This is a genomic window from Halomonas shantousis (assembly GCF_054654615.1).
Genome location: NZ_BAAIER010000002.1, coordinates 1,249,716 through 1,269,027, shown reverse-complemented (window position 1 = coordinate 1,269,027; position 19,312 = coordinate 1,249,716). Strand labels below are relative to the sequence as shown.

At 63.8% G+C, this 19,312-nt stretch carries 16 protein-coding genes; 4 read left to right on the top strand and 12 right to left on the bottom strand.

What is annotated here, in order from left to right; translation table 11 throughout:
* Nucleotides 1-44 precede the first annotated feature (44 nt).
* Nucleotides 45-335 (bottom strand): hypothetical protein, encoded by a 291-nt coding sequence (locus ACYQ12_RS06375; RefSeq protein ID WP_459869237.1) that lies wholly within the window; start codon nt 333-335, stop codon nt 45-47.
* A 141-nt stretch (nt 336-476) separates the two neighbouring features.
* On the opposite strand from ACYQ12_RS06375, the gene ACYQ12_RS06370 reads away from it, so the two are divergent.
* Both ACYQ12_RS06370 and ACYQ12_RS06365 read left to right on the top strand, forming a co-directional pair.
* Nucleotides 477-1,244, top strand: coding sequence for a sulfite exporter TauE/SafE family protein (locus ACYQ12_RS06370; protein WP_459869235.1), 768 nt, complete (start codon nt 477-479; stop codon nt 1,242-1,244).
* Between the two features lie 128 nt (nt 1,245-1,372).
* Nucleotides 1,373-1,855, top strand: a complete 483-nt coding sequence (locus ACYQ12_RS06365) for an FKBP-type peptidyl-prolyl cis-trans isomerase (RefSeq protein ID WP_459869233.1) — start codon at nt 1,373-1,375, stop codon at nt 1,853-1,855.
* A gap of 147 nt (nt 1,856-2,002) precedes the next feature.
* Here ACYQ12_RS06365 and ACYQ12_RS06360 read toward each other — a convergent pair whose 3' ends face one another.
* The 4 genes from ACYQ12_RS06360 to ACYQ12_RS06345 are packed head-to-tail and all read right to left on the bottom strand — an operon-like array spanning nt 2,003 to nt 7,727.
* Nucleotides 2,003-2,620 (bottom strand): CDP-alcohol phosphatidyltransferase family protein, encoded by a 618-nt coding sequence (locus ACYQ12_RS06360; RefSeq protein WP_459869231.1) that lies wholly within the window; start codon nt 2,618-2,620, stop codon nt 2,003-2,005.
* 18 nt (nt 2,621-2,638) lie between these two features.
* Nucleotides 2,639-4,300 (bottom strand): ABC transporter permease, encoded by a 1,662-nt coding sequence (locus ACYQ12_RS06355; protein ID WP_459869229.1) that lies wholly within the window; start codon nt 4,298-4,300, stop codon nt 2,639-2,641.
* Nucleotides 4,276-5,514: an ABC transporter substrate-binding protein gene (locus ACYQ12_RS06350; protein ID WP_459869227.1), complete on the bottom strand. Its 1,239-nt coding sequence runs from the start codon at nt 5,512-5,514 to the stop codon at nt 4,276-4,278. Before ACYQ12_RS06350 ends, ACYQ12_RS06355 begins: the two co-directional genes overlap by 25 nt.
* 53 nt (nt 5,515-5,567) lie before the next feature.
* On the bottom strand, nt 5,568-7,727 hold the full coding sequence (locus ACYQ12_RS06345) for a dihydrolipoyl dehydrogenase family protein (RefSeq protein WP_459874471.1): 2,160 nt from the start codon (nt 7,725-7,727) through the stop codon (nt 5,568-5,570).
* 223 nt (nt 7,728-7,950) lie between these two features.
* Here ACYQ12_RS06345 and msrA point away from each other — a divergent pair, with 223 nt between their 5' ends.
* Nucleotides 7,951-8,547, top strand: a complete 597-nt coding sequence (gene msrA / locus ACYQ12_RS06340) for a peptide-methionine (S)-S-oxide reductase MsrA (RefSeq protein WP_459869225.1) — start codon at nt 7,951-7,953, stop codon at nt 8,545-8,547.
* Between the two features lie 26 nt (nt 8,548-8,573).
* Here the strand turns inward: msrA and ACYQ12_RS06335 are convergent, their stop codons facing one another.
* On the bottom strand, nt 8,574-9,749 hold the full coding sequence (locus ACYQ12_RS06335) for an MFS transporter (protein ID WP_459869223.1): 1,176 nt from the start codon (nt 9,747-9,749) through the stop codon (nt 8,574-8,576).
* 87 nt (nt 9,750-9,836) lie between these two features.
* Here ACYQ12_RS06335 and ACYQ12_RS06330 point away from each other — a divergent pair, with 87 nt between their 5' ends.
* Nucleotides 9,837-10,760, top strand: a complete 924-nt coding sequence (locus ACYQ12_RS06330; RefSeq protein ID WP_459869221.1) for a LysR family transcriptional regulator — start codon at nt 9,837-9,839, stop codon at nt 10,758-10,760.
* 40 nt (nt 10,761-10,800) lie between these two features.
* Here the strand turns inward: ACYQ12_RS06330 and ACYQ12_RS06325 are convergent, their stop codons facing one another.
* From ACYQ12_RS06325 to ACYQ12_RS06300, 6 genes are all read right to left on the bottom strand, one after another.
* A complete protein-coding gene (locus ACYQ12_RS06325) occupies nt 10,801-11,406 on the bottom strand; it encodes a C40 family peptidase (RefSeq protein WP_459869219.1) in 606 nt (201 codons plus the stop codon).
* Between the two features lie 275 nt (nt 11,407-11,681).
* Nucleotides 11,682-14,156 carry a DUF1266 domain-containing protein gene (locus ACYQ12_RS06320; RefSeq protein ID WP_459869217.1) on the bottom strand — a complete coding sequence of 825 codons (2,475 nt, stop codon included), beginning with the start codon at nt 14,154-14,156 and terminating at the stop codon, nt 11,682-11,684.
* Between the two features lie 227 nt (nt 14,157-14,383).
* Nucleotides 14,384-15,655 carry an acyltransferase family protein gene (locus tag ACYQ12_RS06315; protein ID WP_459869215.1) on the bottom strand — a complete coding sequence of 424 codons (1,272 nt, stop codon included), beginning with the start codon at nt 15,653-15,655 and terminating at the stop codon, nt 14,384-14,386.
* Nucleotides 15,656-15,825: 170 nt separating this feature from the next.
* On the bottom strand, nt 15,826-17,973 hold the full coding sequence (gene katE, locus ACYQ12_RS06310; protein WP_459869213.1) for a catalase HPII: 2,148 nt from the start codon (nt 17,971-17,973) through the stop codon (nt 15,826-15,828).
* Between the two features lie 260 nt (nt 17,974-18,233).
* Nucleotides 18,234-18,476, bottom strand: coding sequence for a GlsB/YeaQ/YmgE family stress response membrane protein (locus ACYQ12_RS06305; RefSeq protein WP_459869212.1), 243 nt, complete (start codon nt 18,474-18,476; stop codon nt 18,234-18,236).
* 229 nt (nt 18,477-18,705) lie between these two features.
* The gene (locus ACYQ12_RS06300) at nt 18,706-19,254 is read right to left on the bottom strand and encodes a DUF924 family protein (RefSeq protein WP_459869210.1); all 549 of its coding nucleotides are present in this window, start codon (nt 19,252-19,254) and stop codon (nt 18,706-18,708) included.
* Between the last annotated feature and the right edge of the window lie 58 nt (nt 19,255-19,312).

Here is a 19,312-nt window from a genome sequence, read left to right as displayed (position 1 = left end):
TTTTCATGCTTTCATGGCGTGTCCGGGCTTGGCATCGCTACCGCTCAGTGCATCTTGACCCTGCTCATCGCCCAACGTACCAGGCGCACGCCGACCCATACCACGACGGCAAGCAGGATCAGCGTCAGCAGCATCGAGACCGGCTCGACGATGAAGGTCGCTCCCAGAATGGCCAACGCCCCGCACCACACCCAACGATCGTCAGTTCCATGTCGCGGGCGCAGAATCGCGGGAACGTTGCGGCTGATGAAGCCCCCCAGCGGACCTTCCCAGGCGCGCAGGGCCAGAAATAGAATCAGCGCGAAGGCGATCAGCCAGATAAGCGTCACGGTCATGTATCGATCTCCTGATATGTGGGATGAAACGTTTGACTTGCCGTGTCAGGCCTGCCTGACAGGCGGTCGAAAATCTGGGAATAGTTTGACATTTTTCTTGCCGCCCGAACACCACACAACCTGCCCCTGAAGGAGCCTTTTGTGGAAAGCCCGCTGGCCTGGCTGAACCTCCTCTCCCCGCTCTCGGGTACGGTCAATCTCGGCCTTGTCCTGCTGGCGGCGCTGACCTCCTGGCTCTCCGCCGCGGCAGGCATCGGCGGCGGCACGCTGCTGATCATCAGCATGGCGCAGCTGATGCCTGCCGCGGCCCTGATTCCCGTTCACGGCATGGTGCAGCTGGGGTCCAACCTGGGGCGCGCCACCATGACCTGGCGCCATATCGACTGGTTCAGAATCGCGACTTTCATCCCTGGCGCGCTGCTTGGCGCCCTTCTTGCCACCTGGCTGCTGATTCGGCTTCCCGAAGCGGTGCTGGAATTCAGTATCGCCCTGTTCGTGCTGCTGATGTGCTGGGGGCCGCCCCTGCCGGCACGCTCGACTGGTCGCTGGGGAACCGCCCTTGCCGGCCTGGTCACGACCTTTCTCTCCAGTTTCGTGGGTGCCACCGGGCCTTTGGTGGCCGCTTTCATCAAGCAGGCACACGCGGAGCGCATGCGCCATGTCGCCACCTTCTCGACGGCCATGACCCTGCAGCACCTGTCCAAGGCCTTCATCTTCGGCGCCGCGGGGTTCGTGTTCCGCGACTGGCTCGGGCTCATGGCGCTGATGATTGGCGCTGGCTTGCTGGGAACCTGGTTGGGTCTACGCTTTCTCGCGCGATTGAGCAACCGGCATTTCGACCGGCTCTTCAAACTCGTGCTGACGCTGCTCGCGCTGCGCCTGATATGGATGGCACTGGTAGGGTCCTGAGTTGCCCGGTGAGGTTGAACATACGTCATGCAGCCGGTGCAGAGCATGAAAAATCCCCAGCGCCCCTGACAGGGCAGGACCAGCACGTTACCATGAAAGGACATGCACACACCGAAAGGTTCTAGATAATGCAGATTGCCCAGAATTCCGTAGTCGCCTTCCACTATACGCTGACCAACGATGCGGGTGAGGTGCTGGACAGTTCAGAGGGCCGTGAGCCGCTGACGTACCTGCATGGCGCCGGTAATATCGTTCCGGGCTTGGAGAAGGAACTGGAAGGACGTGCGAGCGGCGAAAAATTGAAAGTCACCGTAAAGCCTGAAGAAGGCTACGGTGAAAATCAGCCTGCCCTGGTTCAGGACGTACCGCGCGACGCCTTCCAGGGGGTTGACGACGTACAGCCGGGAATGCAGTTTCAGGCGCAGACTCAGGGCGGCCCGCTGATGGTTACTGTCACCAAGGTGGAAGGCGATACCGTCACCGTCGATGGCAACCACCCGCTGGCAGGCGAAACGCTGAACTTCGACGTCGAGATTACCGATGTCCGTGAAGCCTCGCCGGAAGAAGTCGAACATGGTCACGTCCATGGCGAAGGCGGTCATCAGCACTGATCCGCTTCGTATCATCTCCTTGAGATGAGTGCCTGCGACCGATGAACCGGTCGCAGGCACTGTTTCATGCTCACCGCCCTTCGTTTAGCGACGCCTCCTCTTCTGTTCTTCGCTCCTCTATTCTTCGCTTTTCATCGTCTCCTTCCCTCACCTTCTGCCGACCAATGTCCGGTATCCGCCCCACAAGCGTGTCGCCGTGGTCACCAGGCATGCTGCGGCAAACGTTCCCGCCAGCCAGGGGAAGTGCTGCGGCCAGAGACAGAAGGCCACGAAGGCCACAATGGTTTCGGTGCCTTCGGTGAGGCCATCCAGGTAATAGAACGCCTTGTGCTGGAAATGCGGGCGTGTCAGTTGATGCTTGGCGGCCATGATGGCGAAGGCGAGAAACGAGCTGCCCGTGCCGACGAAGGCAAACAGCAGCAGCGCGGCAGGCAATGCGTTTCGCTCCGGTTCGGCCAGAGCGAATCCCAGCACGACGCCAGCGTAGAAGACGAAATCCAGGCCAATATCGAGAAACCCTCCCGCATCACTGGCGCGATACTCATGTCGGGCCAAGGCCCCATCCAGGCCGTCGCACAAGCGATTGAACAGTATCGCCAGCAGCGCCAAAGGATAGATCTCGAACGCCAGCAGGGGGATGGCGGTCATGCCGACGGCGAAGCCCACCAGAGTGACCTGTACCGGCGTCAGCCCCCGCCGCGCAAGCTGTCTTGCCAACCGTCTCAAGGGGGGCTGCACCCAGGCTCCCGTCCATCTGTCCAGCATGAGCGTCTCCTTCCAGAATTATCTCGCCATGCGCCTGACTCGGTAGGCCAGTACAAAGACACCGAGAGGCAGCATCGCCTGCAGGCAAGCGCCCACCGCGGTGAGTCTCGGGTCGGCGCCTCCCGCCAATGCCAGGGTTTCGGTAGTCAGTGTCGCGACCCTTCCGCCACCCAGTATGACCGTCGGCACATACTGAGCCACGCTCACGGCAAAGGCCACCGCCCAGGAGATGGCCAACGGTCCTGCCAGCAGGCGCAGACGGACCTGAACCAGCGCCTGCCAACGCGTTCGTCCAAGCAGACGCGCGACCTGCTCGAGATGGCTGTCGAAGCCCCGCCAGGGACCGGCCAGCGTCAACCAGGCATAGGGCAGGCAGAACAGCAGATGGCCGAGCAGCACACCGGGCCACCCCGGAGCTACGCCACATGCCAGCATGACGACCTGTACTCCGAACAGAAACCCCGCCTGGGGCAGCAGCAGGGGAACATAGATCCACAACGCGAAGCCGCGGGGCAGCGGTCGTTCCCGCTCATGTTCCAGGCAGGCCATGGCCAGACCCAGCGCCAGGCTGGCTGACGCCCCGCCCAGCATCAGCGTATTCACCAGTGCCGGCTGTAGCCCCTCGAGCCCCTGCCGCCAGGCATCGACACCCCATTGCTGAGGCCACAACGCCGGAAAGAACCAGCGCTCGGCAAAGGCCCGCCACGGCAGGACGAGCACCGCCGCGAGCGCCCCTGCCAGCATGAGGCTGCCGCCTCGCCAGCTCAACCGGCTCAGCCGCCGCGGACGTCGCCGGCCATCGAGGCGCCAGCGCCGCATCGGGGGCTGCAGGATACGTCCCAGCATGTCACCGATCGCCAGACACCCGCCGACAAGAGCGGCCAGCATCAGCGCCCCGACACTGGCCGGCAGGCGCATCGCCGGATCCGGATCCCGCCACAGCTCCACCAGACGTACCGCCAGTGTCGGCGCCAGACTGGGACCGAGTACCTGGGCGACGTCCACCACCGACAGCGAGTAGGCGAGTACCGCCATCAGCGGCAATTTCAATCCTGGCGCCAGCAACGGCCAGACGATACGCCACATGACCTGAGGGGGCGAATATCCCAGGGTCCGACCGGTCTCCAGATACTGCTTCAAGGGCAGTCGCGTCAGCCCGGCCTGGGCCATCAGCATGAGAAAGGGCGCCTCCTTGAGCGCCAGCCCCACCGCCAGCGTCACCCCGTGCCGGTCCGGCAAACCGGCAAGCGGTGGCGCCACCCACCCCAACCCCTGCGCCACGCAGCGCATCAGCAGGCCACTGGGTGCCAGCAGCAGCAGCAAGCCGACCGCCAGCGCCAGATGCGGTGTCGCCAACAATGGCAGCAGCAGGCGCTCGACCTTGCGAGAACTGCGCCCCGCCGCGCCTCCCAGCAGCCAGGCCAATGTCAGGCCCAGCGCCAGCAGGGTAGCACCGACCCCGCTGATCAACGTGACCCGAAACGACGCCGCCAACCCCGGCAGCGCCCACCAGGCACGCCAGGCATCCAGCGAGAATGTCTCGAACCCCAATGCCGGCAGGATACCGGCGGCGGGCAGAGCAAGTCCCAGCCCCCCTACCAATGCCGGCCCCAGAAGCAGAGCCAGGGCTAACCAGAACCCCAGCCGCGCCGGCGTCACTGACGGTAGCGTCGCTGCCACTCAGCCTCCAGCGCATCGGTCCAGTCCGGATGAGGCTCGGGGAGCAGCTTTGCCCGTTGCGTCTCGGGCAGATAGCCGGGCATCTGCCCCAATCTCGCAAAGGCCCTGCGAGCCTCGGCAGGCAGCTTGTCGACATCCAGCACCGTCGGGTCGCCCCAGGTCTCGGGATCGGCCTTTTCCCGCTGGGCCCGGGGCGACAGCAGCCGGTTGATCCATACCAGCGCACCGGCCTTGTGCGGCGCGCTGCGCGGGATTGCCAGGAAATGGACATTGCCGACGCTGCCCGCCTCATGCTGGTAAGGCTCGATGCTCGCGGGCAGGCGTCCCGCGGCCCGCGCATTGGCGACCTCGCTGGGATTGAAGGTCAGCGCCAGCCAGATCTCGCGGTTGGCCAGCAGGTGCTCCATCGCCTCGGCACTGTCGGGCTGGCGTTCACCTTGGGCCCACATCAAGGGATGCAGCGCATCGAGATAACGCCACAAGGGCGCGGTCACCTGCTCGAAGGTCTGACGGTCGGGAATTGGCGACGCGAGAAGCGCCGGCGTGTCGGTGAGTTCCAGCAAGGCCTGCTTGAGGAAGGTCGTACCGTGAAAGCTGGGCGGCTGGGGATAGGTCACCCGCCCCGGATGCGCCCTGGCAAAATCGAGAAACTCCGACATGGAACGCGGTGGCGTCTCGACCAGTGCCGTATCCGCCATGAAGGTCAGCTGGGCCCGACCCCACGGCGCCTCCAGCCCCTCGGTGGGCACCGTGAAATCGGTCTCACCGACGCCCTTCTCGAGATAGGCGGCGTTGGGCAGCAACGTGACGAACGGCCCCCACAACAGGTCATGTTCCTTCAGCGCCCGGAAGTTCTCACCGTTGAGCCACAGTACATCGATGCTCCCCGCCTCGCGGCCTGCGGTCTCGGTCGCCAGCAGCGTACCCACGCTCTGCGCAATGTCCTCGACCCGCACATGGTGTACATGGATCCCCTCCTCCCCTTCCGCCTGGCGAGCCTGATCGCGAATATAGGCATTGATCGGCCCGCTGCCTCCCCAGGCATGGAAGTAGACATCCTCTCCTCTCGCCTCGCGGCGAATCTGCGGCCAATCGGCTTGGCGCAGCTCATCCGCCGAGGCCGCGCTGGCCGGCATCGTCGATAAGCCGGCTCCCAGCAGCAGGAAACCCGCCATCACGTGGCAAAGGCGGGAATAGCGAGAGAATGAAATCATGGCAGGCTTTCCTTGTCGTGAGACGTCGTGACGATGCATCGGGCCACCGTCGTTCAGATACGCTTACCGGGCTTCCCGCGGCGGCGCCAGGCAAAATAGCGCGCCAGCCAGGCCAGTATGCGCTCCGGCTTGTGCCTCTGACGCCAGAGGCCGGCCACCGCCCTGCTGGATTCCGAAAGCGTCGGATAGGGATATAGCGTCCCCAGCAGCTTGTTCAGCCCCAGACCGTGCCGCATCGCCAGCAGGAAGGGCGTCAGCAGCTCCCCGGCGTGTTCGCCGACCAGGGTCGCACCCAGGATTCGTCCCTTGCCCGGCACGGTCAGCACCTTGACGAAACCCTCCGTCGCACCCTCGGCTATGGCTCGGTCGAGTTCGGCGAATTCGAAACGGGTCGTTTCGAAGGCAATCCCCTGACGTTGGGCTTCACGCTCAGACAAACCGACTCGCGCCACTTCCGGCTGGGTATAGGTCACCATCGGCAGGGTGCGATAGTCGACCTTGAACGTCTTGAACGCCCCGAACAGGGCGTTGACCGCGGCATGCCAGGCCTGATGACTGCCGGCGTGGGTCAGCTGATAGGGGCCGGCCACATCACCGCACGCCCAGATGTTGGGCTGCAGGCTGCGTAGCGTCTCGTCGACTTCCAGCGTGCCGTCGTCACGCAGCGGAATACCCAACGCCTCGAGTCCCAGGCCGCTGACATTGGCGACACGTCCCACCGCGATCAACAACCGGTCGAAACCGAGCGCCATCTCTTCGCCGTCCCGCTCGATCAGCAGAGCATGCCCGTGCCGCTCGTCCGTCTCGACCCGGGTGGCCCTCCAGCCCAAGCGAAGCGTCGCGCCCTCGGCTTCGAGACGTTGTCGAAGGACATCCGCGACGTCTTCGCTCTCGCGGGGCAGGATCTGCGCGGAGTGGCTCACCAGCGTGACCTCGCTGCCCAGGCGGACAAAAGCCTGCCCCAACTCGCAGCCGATATTGCCGGCGCCGAGAATCACCAGACGTTTCGGTAGCGATTCAAGTTGCCAGACGTTCTCCGAGGTGAGGAATTCGACGTTCTCGAGGCCCGGCAGCTCGGGGATACGGGGGCGCCCACCGGTGGCGATGATGATCTGCCGGGTGGACAGGGCCCGCTCGCCGACACTTACCCGCCAGGGCGTCTGCAGGAACGCCTGTCCTTCGAAGACCTCGACGCCCAGGGATTCATAACGCTCCCGGCTATCATGAGGGGCCACCCGCCGGATCGATTCGCGTACATGATCCATGACGGCGGCGAAATCGACACACGGCGCCTGGGCATGCACGCCGAAGCGCGCGGCGTCGCGCACGTCATTTGCCGCGCGCGCCGCGCGTAGCAGCGCCTTGGACGGCACGCAGCCGGTATTGAGGCACTCGCCGCCCATGGATGCGCGCTCCACCAGGGCGACGCGTGCCCTGAGCGCGGCCGCGATATAGCTGGCCACCAGTCCCGCCGAACCGGCACCAATCACCACGATATCGTAGTCGAAACGGCTCGGGCGCGAGTAGCGGCGTGCCGCACGCCGACGGCGCAGGCTCCGCACGATACGACGCGACAGCAGCGGGAAGAGCCCCAGCAGGGCGAATGAGATTATCAGCGAGGGAGACAGAATGTCCCCGAGCGACTCGAGCTGGCCAAGCTCGCGCCCGGCATTCACGTAGACCAGCGTACCCGGCAGCATGCCCAGCTGGCTGACCCAGTAGAAGGTCCCCACCCGCATCCGCGTCAGCCCCATGACCAGATTGATCACGAAAAAGGGAAACAGCGGAATCAGACGCAACGAGAAGAGATAGAAAGCGCCTTCGCGGGCCATCCCGCGGTTGACGTAGTCGAGCTGGCGTCTGAAACGACGCTCGACCACCCCGCGCAGCAGCCACCGCGACAGCAGGAAGGCCAGCGTCGCGCCGAGAGTGCTGGCGAACGAGACCAGCAATACGCCCCACACGAGTCCGAACAGAGCGCCGGCCAGCAAGGTCAGCAGCACCACTCCAGGCAGGGAGAGCGCCGCCGCGATCACGTAGATCAGAAAGAAGCCGCCCGCTCCCCACGCGGGTTCGTCTGCCAGCCATGCCTGAAGGCGAGACTGCTCGGCCTGCAATCTGTCCAGAGTGAGCACCTCAGGCGCACCGCTGACGACATACACCGCCACCAGCAGGACGATACCCGCCGCCAGCGCGGTCTTCCACCTGGATATCACTCCCGCCTCCCTGCCCATGGCGCCGCTGCACGCTTCGGGACGCTCCCACGCATCACCTTGCAGGCGTCTCACGCTGCGCAGTGTAACGGGAACGCCCCGTCCTTTGGAGATAGGTGGAGATTATCCCATCAGGGAACCCCAAGGCACCTGCCGACATCCCATCCAGACACTATCCTTCGACAAGACCCCTCAACTGCAAGATAGCGCTCAGGAGGTTGCCATGCGCTCAACCCTGCCCGTTCTGCTGGCGCTCCTGCCCCTGGCGGGGCTGCCCCATTCCGCCAGTGCCGACGAAGCCGTCGCCACCTTTGCCGGCGGCTGTTTCTGGTGCATGGAACCGCCTTATGACAGGCTCGACGGCGTCAAGTCGACAACTTCCGGCTACACCGGAGGCCATGTGGACAATCCCAGCTATCAGCAGGTCAGCGCCGGCCAGACCGGCCATGCCGAAGCAGTAAAGGTAGTCTACGATCCCGACGTGATCGACTACGCCACCCTGCTCGACGTGTTCTGGCACAACATCGATCCCTTCGCCGAGGATCGGCAATTCTGCGACACCGGCAGCCAATACCGCAGCGCGATTTTCACTCACGACGAGGAGCAGCGCCGCCTCGCGGAGCAGAGCAAGGCCGCACTCAAGCAGCACTTCGAGCGCAACATCGCCACGCAGATCGAGCCGGCCGGCGAGTTCTGGGCTGCCGAGGATTACCATCAGGATTACTACCGCAAGAATCCGGTACGCTATCGCTTCTATCGGGCCGGCTGCGGACGTGACGAACGTCTGAAAGAGGTCTGGGGCGACGCGGCCGGGCATTGACGGCCACGAATGCAACCGGCCGACGCCTATCGACTGCGCCTCCACAACCAGAACGCGGTCGTTAGCGTACCGGCCAGGACCAGCCAGGAACCCGCAATGACACCGCCCCACCCCCAGGCGCTCCAGAACGGCTCGAGATATAACCCGCCGCAGCTGGCTCCCAGATAGTAGAACACCAGATACAGTGCCGAGGCACTGCCCCGAGCCCGCTCGGCGTGTCGACTGACCCAGCTGGAAGCCATCGAATGGGCGAAGAAGAAACCGAAGGCGTTGACGATGAGGCCAGCGACGATGAGCGCCAGCGAAGCGCCCAGCGTGACCAGCGAGCCCGCCATCAGTATGCCGATGCCCAGCATCATGCAGACCGGCTGAGAGAATCGCTGCGCAACCCGCCCGGACATCGCCGAGCCGAAGGTACCGCCGAGATAGGTCAAGAAGATCAGTCCCAGCCATTGCGATGACAGTGAGAACGGCGCATCGCTCAGGCGGAAGGTGATGTAGCTGTACTGATTGATGAAGATGAAGAAGTTGAACCCGCCTATCAGATAGGCGCCGATCAGGTAGGGATTGCGCAGATGGGCTGCCAGATCGCGCAGCGCCTGGCCGACGTGGGGTCGTGAGGGCGAGAACTGCCGCGCCGGCGGCAGAGCCCACCAGAACGCCGCCACACACAGGGCGCTCAACGCCGCCACGGCGACGAAGCTTGCCTGCCAGCCCCAGTGCTCGGCGACGACACCGCCGATGACCCGACCACCGATGCCGCCCAGCGAGTTGGCGCTGATGTACAGCCCCACCGCCAGCATCAGGGCCCGCTTGTCGAACTCGTCTCCCATCCAGGCGATGGCGACCGCCGGTAGCCCGCCCAGCACGAAGCCCTGCAGGGCGCGCAGGACCAAGAACGTCGTGAAGTCGGGGCTGAACGCCAATGCCAATGAGCAGCCGGCGGCGAGCACCAGCGTCACGCGCATGATCATCGCCCGACCGATGGCATCCGACAGCGGTCCGAACAGCAGCAGGGCCGCCGCCAGGGTCAGGGTCGATACCGAAACCGCACTGCCGGCCGCCAGGGTCGATATGCCGAACGTCGCACGCAGCTCCGGCAACAGCGGCTGCGCCGCGTAAAGGTTGACGAAGGTGATGAACGACCCCAGGCACAGCGCCAGGGTCGCCCGCCACCAAGCACGGCTGTGGGCCTCGATCATTTCGTTCCTCCTGTAGAGGCGACATGATTGAGCATCGGGTAAAATAAGCCAAATAGAACATCAAGATGCCAGCCATCGGAATTGCTTATGGCCTTGCCCTTCGATCTACGCGCCCTGCGCTGCTTTCTCGCCGTAGCCGACCATGGCGGCTTCACCGCCGCCGCACGTGAACTGCATGTCGCCCAGTCCGCCGTCAGCCAGACGATCGCCACGCTGGAGTCCCGCCTGGAGCTCAACCTGTTCCACCGGCATGAGCGACGCATCGCCCTGACACCGGAAGGCGAAGCCCTGCTGGAGCATGCGCGTGCCCTGCTCGAGCGCGCCGATGCGGCACATCTGGCCATGCGCGAGCTGCATGATCTGGTCAAGGGAGAAGTGCGCATCGGCATTCCTTCGATGCTGGGCTCCTACTATTTCCCGCCGCTGCTGATGGGATTCAAGGCGCGCCATCCCGGCATCCGCCTGACAGTGATCGAAGCCGGCACCCGTCGCTTGCAGGAGATGATTCTCTCAGGCGAGCTGGACCTCGGCGTGGTGGTGGGCGACAGTCACGCCGAACGTCTGGAAACCCGGCACTTCCTGCGCGAGGAGATGGTCGTGTGCGTACCGCGCGAGCATCCCTTCGCCCGGTGCCGGTCGGTGACTTCCCAGGCTTTCTTCGATGAAGAGCTGGTGGTGTTTCAGGATGGCTATTTTCATCGCGAATTCATCGACCGGCTGAGCCGGCAGCTGGAGCGTCCGCCAAGAATCGCCTTCCAGTCCAACCTGATTCCCCTGACCAAGGCCATCGTGCGTCAGGGCTTCGGCATCACCACCTTCCTGCGCCGGGTCGTGGATGAAGAGGCACTGGTCGCCGTCTCCTTCGACCCTCCCGCCTGGCTGGATCTGGCCCTGGCCTGGATCCGAGGCGGTTACCTGTCACGCGCCGAACGGGCCTTCGTCGACTTTGCCCTGGCACACAGCCCGATCGATGCCCTTGCCGCCAAGCCCCCCTCGCGGGACTCCTCGTAGTAACGACCGGCAGCCGGATCATGACACGGCAACCGACCCCTCATCCCTCATGCGCCAGCACGGCCCGCTGCGCCAGCTCGGTGCGCTCCATCGGGCGTCGGGCCTGACGGTAGTTACGGCTCCAGTAGGCGTTGTCGAGACGCGAAAGCTTGACCCCCTGCGAGGTCGAGGCGTGCAGAAAGAGGCCTTGGCCGACGTAGATACCGACGTGGCGGTAGCGTCCGGGAGAGTGAAAGAATATCAGATCGCCCGGGGCCAGCTCGTCACGTCCGATGCGTCGGCCCTCGTACTGCTGCGCCTCCGTGGTGCGTGGCAGCTCGTACAGAAACGCCTCCTGGTAGACTCGCTGAACCAGCGCTGAACAGTCGATGCCCCGGCGGCTGTCGCCGCCCAGCACGTAGGGCGTTCCCACCCAGCGTCGATGCTCGGCGAGCAGGGCCTGGCGGATCAGAGCGGGAGATGGCTGCGGGGCATCGCGCAAGCGCCGCGCAGCACGCCTGTCGGAAGGAGCGGAAGCGGTCAGCGAAGGCAGCTCGATCGCATAGTAGCTGAGTTCGTCTCGGGATACCTGTCCCTGGCGGGGAGTCGCCGAGCAACCGGCCATCAGAACGGCCAGTCCCAGGCTCAATGCCATCCATTGACGCATGCAAAAGCGCCCTCTCGCTCTCGATGTGCCTCGCACGCAACCGCCAGCATCTGGCGGCATCTCGATGATGGCCAGACGGCATGAGCGCGAGGAGGGTCGCTGTGGAGGTGACGCACCCGGCGCCACCGCCAAAGCGGCCTGTTATGGAATACCCATCCCCCAGGCGGCGGCAAACGCCACCGCACAAGCGGCATGATAGCCATCCGGCATATCGCCGGCGACACGCCGCTCTCAACGCTGACGCTCACGCAAGGCCCGGGCTCGCAGCGTCAGGCTCAATGCAGCGTGCGAGCATCCCCTGGCAGCGTGTCGATATGCACCGGAGCCCAATGGCGTGGCCGCGCGCCAGGAAAATCGAGACTCGACCAGGGCCCCGACAGCGGCGGCGCTCCCGTCAGCCAGCCGATCAGGGCTTCACGGAAACTGGCCAGGAAACTCTCCCGATCCGGCGTCTCGCCCATGAAGAAGGCATACCCCGTATAGAGCCCGCGCGCATATTCGCGCCAGTCCCCGTAGTGGGCCTGGGCGAGTTTCACCGAGGCTTCCAGGTAGGCCTCGAATCGCTCCCGGGACAACCAGCCCACCTGGCGCCCGGCGGTGGCCAGATCCACCACCTGAGCCACGTCCCAGGCGGTCATGTCGTGCTCGTTGCAGCCTGCGTCGTTGTCACGCACCCGCTGCAAACGCAGCAGATGGTTGCGAGCCTCCTCATCGCACTCGCCGGACTCGAGGATCGCGATCTCCTCCGCCAGGCGTGCCGCGTTCAGTGTATAGGGCGCGTAATTGATCTGATATTCCTGGCGATCTCCCGCCTCGACGAGGAAATCGAGGAACTCGTGCAACGACTCCGGCGAATGCAGGCCATAATGGGCATCCAGCCAGTGGCGAACCTCGTCGCTCTCCCGCCCCGATTCCGGCACGGGCTCGCTCCAGATGGCGGCGTTGAGAGGGCCAGCCAGCGCCAGCGCGGTGAAACGCGGCAGCGACATACGTGCACCCGGCTCCTTCCAGTCGCCGTGATGCCAGTCCAGCCAGTGAAAAAGGCTGCCCATGTCCTCGGCATGCCAGCGGATCTCGTAGGCCAGGGAATCTCCTTCACCCTCGCTCTCGGGCAGAGCGCTCTCCCACGCAATCCAGGCCTCCAGCAGACGTCGGGAGTCGGCATAGAAGTGGCTGAGGGCATCGCGCAGCGCCTTGGCTAGAGATGCCGAGGCGGAAGCCTCGACATGGCCGCTGTCGGCCGCCATCAGGAGGTGGAAGGCGTACTTCTCGGCCATGTAGATGGTGGCCGCATGCCGGGCGCAGGTCTTGAGGGCATCGCGAATCAGCAGTGCACCGGGCTGGGGGCGCCCGAAGAGTGTCGCCGGCTCTGGCAGCGCTCCGTGAGCGGCATCGGCAGCCAGTTGGTTGAGATGGTGGGCCTGCGCCGGTAGCCAGCAGCGCGCCAGGGCTTCTCCCTGCCGTCCCGGCTCCATGCCGAGCACTTCGTCGAGATAGCGCCGCGCATCCTCCTGACGCGTATCATCGAGTAGCGGTGGCACGCCCTGGCGATAGAGCAGATCCGGCTCGCGGATCGAGGCCAGGGCCAGCACCCAGTGCCAGGGGTCGGCGCGCCAGGCACGAATGGCATGGCGGCTCGCCTCCCGGGTCGACTCGTCGAGCAATTCGGCCAGCGGCCGACGCCAGGGACTGACCGATGAATGCAGCAGCAGCGCCCAGTCCTGATTGAAACTCGTCAGGTGATCGCGCCCCTCGAACAGGCTTCGGCCACGTTGGTAGGCCTGGGCGAGCGCCGTCCAGTCGCTGTAGCGCCGGCTCAGCAGATCGACGCCATGTGCCGCGAAGTGGCTTGCCTCCTCCGATCCGAGCCAGCCCGCCACATGGCCGGCGTAGGCCAGATCCACCAGGCGCAGCCAGTCCCAGGCTGCCCACTCCAGCGGCTCGCCCTGGCGCAGGAACCCCAGCAGCACCTCACCGTAGGTATTCTCTTCGTCGAGTTCGGCCAGCCACGTCTCGCGCGCCTCACGCCCGCGCGCGAGCAGACGCGAGGCGTCCAGATCCCAGCCGTAACGATGCCCCTGACCGGCCAGCCACAACAGGATGCGAATCAGCTCATCGCGATCGTGAATCGACCAGACTTCCGCCAGCCAGCCACGCACCTCCGGCCAGTCGAGCGACTCCGCCGCGGGAAACGCCATGACCGGAGCAAACGAGGCGCGCGCGCGCCAGATGATCTCATCGGGAGCCTCCGGCCATAACGCCCCGTCGCGGGACGCACCGGTGTGATCGTGCAGGACATTGCCCAGCCTTTCCCAGGTGATACCCTCCTCGTCACGCTCGAGTTGCGCCAGCGCCTCGCAGGCCTCGAAAAATCCATCGTCTCCCTGTAACCAACCCTGTTCACTGCGCGCATGTCGGAGATCCTCCAGCCAGGCGTCAAGCGAAGGATAATGGTCATGGACGTGTCGGATCAGCGTCATCCGCCAGGCATCGGTGCGTGTCGCCGGCAACCAGCCGGCGGCACCGGCCAGCGCCACCAGTTCCAGCGCCTGCAGCAGACTCAGCGGGTCGGGGCGTCCCGGCCCGCATGCCTCGAGCAGTCGCCATCCCAGTTCCCCTCGGTCGCGCACTTCGAGCAGGCGAAGCCGCGCCAATGCCAGATCGGCATCCACCGAGGACGGATCGGGTTCGAATGCCCAGCCGCACAGCACGAGCTGCTGCGCCCACCAGGCCCTAAGAGGATCGACCAAGACTCACCTCACCACACTGACCAGAACATGATGCCGATGGCATCGTCACGATACGGCGCCATAGTGTATAGGAAAAGCCCTGACCACGCCGATGCCGTGACGGCAAAAAGGACGCCAAGCTCGCCAGAGCCTGCAGGCGCCCTGGCCAACGGGAGAAGACATTGGAGCCTTGCCATGGCAGACGATGACGACACCTCCGGCATGGCGAAAATCCACGCCCGCCGGGCTCAGCTCGACGCGATCTTGTCGACATGCGAGACCGGCTCCCGTGACAGCAGAAGTTTCTGCAGCCAGCGCCTGACTCGCATCACGAACATCTCCTGGAAGTAGACGCAGAAGACGATCGTCAGCAACAGGAACAGCGGGTAGTACGTCAGCGAGATGTCGCCCGCCGCCTCGAAGCATTGCGAGACGCTGGAAAGGCACAGTTCCGGCTCCCCGGCGAGCACGCTTTCCACCCGCGTAAAGATGACGAACAACGGTACATGCAGAGCGAACATCGGCAGAGAAGCACCCCCCAGCCTGCCTGCGAGACGCTTGAGACTCTGACGTTGCGGCGCGCGCCAGTGGGCCGCCAGAAAGATCAGTGACAACTGCGCGGGCAACAGCAGCCCGTTATGCAGCAGGTAGTACCAGACATGGCCCCGCTGGAGCAGCTGTACCGCAACGACGATCGATACGGCGATGAATAGCGCCAGCCCCCAGCCATAGGTACGGCTTAGTCCCACGCCCCTGCGCCGATAGTGCCAGTACAGCGAGCACAACAGGATGCCGGCGACGAATTCCGGCAAGCGAATGAGAGGATTGCGATGCAGGATTCCCGTTTCGGGCATGCCGAAGTCGGTGGTCGCGATCACGACCAGGGGCGGCAGCAGATAACAGAAATTGTTCAGCAACAGGGCGCGGTAGCGATGGCGCACGCGAAACAGGCGAGGCGCAATCCAGGGAAACAGCAGATAAAAGAAGAAGAGTGCCGAAATCGACCAGGACGGCGGATTGAAAGTCAGATAGTACGGGTTCCAGGCATGCAGCAGCGTGACATTGAGGAGAAGATTGACCGCCAGTTCGGTGTTGTCCATGACATGACGCAGGCTGCCGGGATCGGTCTGCCCCATGTCGTTGTTGACGTCGTAAAGCACGAAACGGATCGAGGCATCGGCATCTTCGGGCCTGATCTCGAGATAGCCGATCAACGTCGCCATGGCCATGGCCAGCACCAACGCTCCGATGTGAATTGGATAAAGGTTGGAAAAACGCTTGATCCAGAAGCTCCTGGCAGGCTCGCGCAAGCGCTTGCGTTTATCCAGATAGACGTGCGCCAGCAGGAAGCCGGACAGCACGAAGAAGGCGCTGGTCGAGAAGAAGCCGATATCGGTTATGTAGTGCGACCAGCCTCTGATCGACGGATAGGCATGCAGTGTATGAAAAATGACGATATACAAGCCGAGCAGGAATCTCAGCCACTCCAGTCCGATGAAGCGTTCCTTCCTGACATCCATGGCAGCGTCTCTTATGGGTCATGCATCGGCAACCGGGCATCCGGCCCGGCATCTTATGTGATGCTCCATTATTACCGAGAGTGTACGTTGCTGCCATGGCGACCGTGTGACCCGCAAGAAAAACCCGGCCCTTGAGGGGCCGGGTACCGAGTCGCTTCGACATGGTTCGTTCAGGCGGGAATGGATGCGACCTTGGCGCTACGCGACCAGACCCGGTGCTCAGACAGGGCAGCGACGAAATCGGCAAACATGTCGTCCGGCTTGGCCGCATTGAGCACACCGTCTTCTACCGTCGGCAGATTGGCCGCCGCCAGCAGCTCCCTGCCCTCGCCCAGCGTGCCGATCACCTTGAGATGCTTGTAGGCTTCCAGCACGTAGTGGCGCCCCTGACCGGAAGCGGCCAGCGCCTTCACGCCCTGCGCCCCGCCCGGCACGATGACGGCATCCATGGTGAACGACGGCTGGCCCTCCAGCATTTCGTCCGGCGTCAGCGTGGCGCCACTGGGCGTCTTGACCGGCGCCATGGAGGGCGCGATCAGCATTCCCATCGCGCCCTCCTTCTTCAGCTTGCGCTGAATGGCTTCCACGTGATCGGCATCGATGCCCTCGGCAATCAGGATCGCCACCTTGCGCGATTTGATGCCGTTGGGCTTGCGCGCGCGAATCAGGCTGAGCGCGGGCGAATCCTGACAGGAACTTCTGCCCAGCTGCTCCGCGGTGGCGGTGGGCTGATCCGGCACCTCGATGCCATGATTTTCGCCGACGCGACGCGCCAGTTCGGGGTGGATGTTGACCAGGATCTGTTGAACGACGCGCTCGCGGATCCAGGGCCGCATCACCTTGGAGAGCTCGAAGGTGTACGCCTCGATGATGTGCTCCTTCTCGACCTCCGACTGGCTGTTCCAGAACAGTGTCGCCTGGGAGAAATGATCCATGAAGGAGTCGCTGCGCTCGCGGACCTTGTGGGCGTCGACCCGCTCGTAATGCGACTCGAATCCGCCATTCTCGGGAGCGGCCGGCGTCTCGCGCGGCCAGCCGTCGTCGATGGAGTTGGGCTCATAGGACGCCTGGCCGGTATTGATCGTCTGCCGATGCAGGGCGTCACGCTGATTGTTGTGCGTCGGACATACCGGCTGGTTGATGGGGATCTCGTGGAAGTTGGGCCCGCCCAGGCGCAGCATCTGCGTATCGTTGTAGGAGAACAGCCGCCCCTGCAGCAGCGGATCGTTGGTAAAGTCGATCCCCGGCACGATATGCGCAGGACAGAACGCCACCTGCTCGGTCTCGGCGAAGAAATTGTCCGGATTGCGGTTGAGCACCATCTTGCCGATCGGAATCACCGGCACCTGCTCCTCGGGGATGATCTTGGTCGGATCGAGAATATCGAAATCGAAGCTGTGCTCGTCCTCCTCCTCGACGACCTGAATGCCGAACTCGAACTCCGGGAAATCCCCGTTCTCGATGTCGTTCCACAGATCGCGGCGGTGGTAGTCGGGATCCCCCCACAGCTTGTGCGCCTCGTCCCACAGCAGCGAATAGGTCCCGCTAAGCGGTTTCCAGTGAAACTTGACGAAGCGCGACTTGCCCTGCTTGTCGATCATGCGGAAGGTATGCACGCCAAACCCCTCCATGGCGCGATAACTGCGCGGCAGGGCCCGGTCGGACATGGTCCACAGCACCATATGCGAGGACTCCGGCACCAGCGACACGAAATCCCAGAACGTGTCGTGAGCCGACTGTCCCTGTGGAATCTCGTTGTGCGGCTCGGGCTTTACGGCATGCACGAAATCGGGAAACTTGATCGCATCCTGGATGAAGAACACCGGCATGTTGTTGGCGACCAGATCCCAATTGCCCTCATCGGTATAAAACTTGGTCGCGAAACCACGCACGTCGCGCACCGTGTCGTTGGAGCCGCGCGGCCCCTGCACGGTGGAGAAACGCACGAAGGTAGGCGTCTTCTTGTTGGGGTCCTGGAACAGGCCGGCCTTGGAGTACTTGGCCGCCTCCGGGTAGGGCTGAAAATAGCCGTGCGCCGCGGAGCCACGCGCGTGAACGATGCGCTCCGGGATACGTTCATGATCGAAATGGTTGATCTTCTCGCGGAAGATGAAATCTTCCAGCAGCGTCGGGCCGCGTGAACCTGCCTTGAGCGAATTCTGATTGTCGGCGATGCGCACGCCCTGATTGGTCCGCAGATCATGCCCCGTCGCATCGCTGCGATAGCGGTTGAGGCTATCGACCTTGCTGTTCTCGTGGGTCTTGAAATCCGTATCGTGGGCGTCATCGGTATTCGTGGTATGAGGCTTCTTCACCATGTGCACATACTCCATATCTGCTGGTTGACCCTGGACACCCCGAGGCACCGACTCCATTACCCATGAAGCTTCCCGCTGTCACGGCACGGCGTTCCGACCGGCACCCTTTCGTTTTTATCCTCTTCAAGGTAGTTAGCCAAACGGCGAGCGCAAGTGGCGCTCGCCGCCTCTGCGCCGGCATGACGCAGCACTTGGATCCCGTGCCTTGCCTGGCACCATTTGACGCTGCAACGCGGTTCGCGCTGAAACGTCAACAGTCCCTAGCTCTTGCGCACCTTGGCCGCGATCCACAGCAGAATGATGGAGCCCACCGTCGCCACCACCAGCGAGCCGATGAGATTGTTCGAGGAGAGTCCCAGCAGGCTGAACAGGAAACCGCCCAGCAGCGCCCCCACGATGCCGACACCGATATTGCCGAGCACGCCGAAACCGCCCCCTCGCATGACCTTGCCGGCAATCCAGCCCGCAATGCCGCCAATGATCAGCCACATGATGATACCCATGCCTACGTCTCCTTCTTGCCAAACGAATTGATTTCCCTATGCCTCGGTGACGCCGCTTCGCGTCACGTTCAGCATAGTCGTCTCAGATGATGTGTCACGCCGGCGCTCGGCTGTGCCGTATCGACTTTCCTCGAGCTGGGGATCGCTCGACGCGACATGCATCGAATATTGTGCGCTCCGCTCCGGTTACGATCCCCGCTCAGGCAAGGAGCCACGGCAAGAGGCGCCGCTAGAAAGAGGAACCGGGCGTTTCAAGAAAGGCCTGCTCCGCCTCACTGCTGAGCCGCCCCAGAACGGCGTTACGGTGGGGGTAACGGCCGAAGCGCACCAGAATCGCATGGTGGCGGCGTTCGTAGTCCAGGCTGCCTTCCAGCCCGGGCTGATCGAACAGACGCAGCGCCTGCTCATGTATCGCCAACGACTCGCTATGCATGAACGGCATGTACACGAAGGCACGCCGGTCAGGATCGAGACGGCTATCGACACCCTGTGCCACGGCTTCCTGAGCCAGGGCCAGCGCCAGCGGATCGTTGGCGAAGGCATCGGGCGTGCCACGATGGACATTGCGCGGGAATTGATCGAGCACCACGATCTCGGCCAGACGACCCGCATCCGTACGGCGCCACGGCCACAATTCGCAACGTCCGGCAGCGGCCAGCAAGTCGCCGAAACGCCGGGCGATCTCGCTATCCAATGCCTCGTCCTTGACGAACCACTGACGCGGCGCAAGCGTCTCGAACCAGAATTCCAGCACATCCTCGGGATGCAGACTCGACATATGGCATCACCTCCCTGTCACCCTTTCGATCGTTGGTATTTCGCAGACCGTGCTGTTT

What these genes read in the sequence shown, in the direction of transcription:
- ACYQ12_RS06375 (WP_459869237.1), bottom strand. Translation starts at nt 335, where the DNA reads ATGACCGTGACGCTTATCTGGCTGATCGCCTTCGCGCTGATTCTATTT.
- ACYQ12_RS06365 (WP_459869233.1), top strand. Translation starts at nt 1,373, where the DNA reads ATGCAGATTGCCCAGAATTCCGTAGTCGCCTTCCACTATACGCTGACC.
- ACYQ12_RS06360 (WP_459869231.1), bottom strand. Translation starts at nt 2,620, where the DNA reads ATGCTGGACAGATGGACGGGAGCCTGGGTGCAGCCCCCCTTGAGACGG.
- ACYQ12_RS06350 (WP_459869227.1), bottom strand. Translation starts at nt 5,514, where the DNA reads ATGATTTCATTCTCTCGCTATTCCCGCCTTTGCCACGTGATGGCGGGT.
- msrA (WP_459869225.1), top strand. Translation starts at nt 7,951, where the DNA reads ATGCGCTCAACCCTGCCCGTTCTGCTGGCGCTCCTGCCCCTGGCGGGG.
- ACYQ12_RS06335 (WP_459869223.1), bottom strand. Translation starts at nt 9,749, where the DNA reads ATGATCGAGGCCCACAGCCGTGCTTGGTGGCGGGCGACCCTGGCGCTG.
- ACYQ12_RS06330 (WP_459869221.1), top strand. Translation starts at nt 9,837, where the DNA reads ATGGCCTTGCCCTTCGATCTACGCGCCCTGCGCTGCTTTCTCGCCGTA.
- ACYQ12_RS06325 (WP_459869219.1), bottom strand. Translation starts at nt 11,406, where the DNA reads ATGCGTCAATGGATGGCATTGAGCCTGGGACTGGCCGTTCTGATGGCC.
- ACYQ12_RS06315 (WP_459869215.1), bottom strand. Translation starts at nt 15,655, where the DNA reads ATGGATGTCAGGAAGGAACGCTTCATCGGACTGGAGTGGCTGAGATTC.
- katE (WP_459869213.1), bottom strand. Translation starts at nt 17,973, where the DNA reads ATGGTGAAGAAGCCTCATACCACGAATACCGATGACGCCCACGATACG.
- ACYQ12_RS06305 (WP_459869212.1), bottom strand. Translation starts at nt 18,476, where the DNA reads ATGGGTATCATCATGTGGCTGATCATTGGCGGCATTGCGGGCTGGATT.
- ACYQ12_RS06300 (WP_459869210.1), bottom strand. Translation starts at nt 19,254, where the DNA reads ATGTCGAGTCTGCATCCCGAGGATGTGCTGGAATTCTGGTTCGAGACG.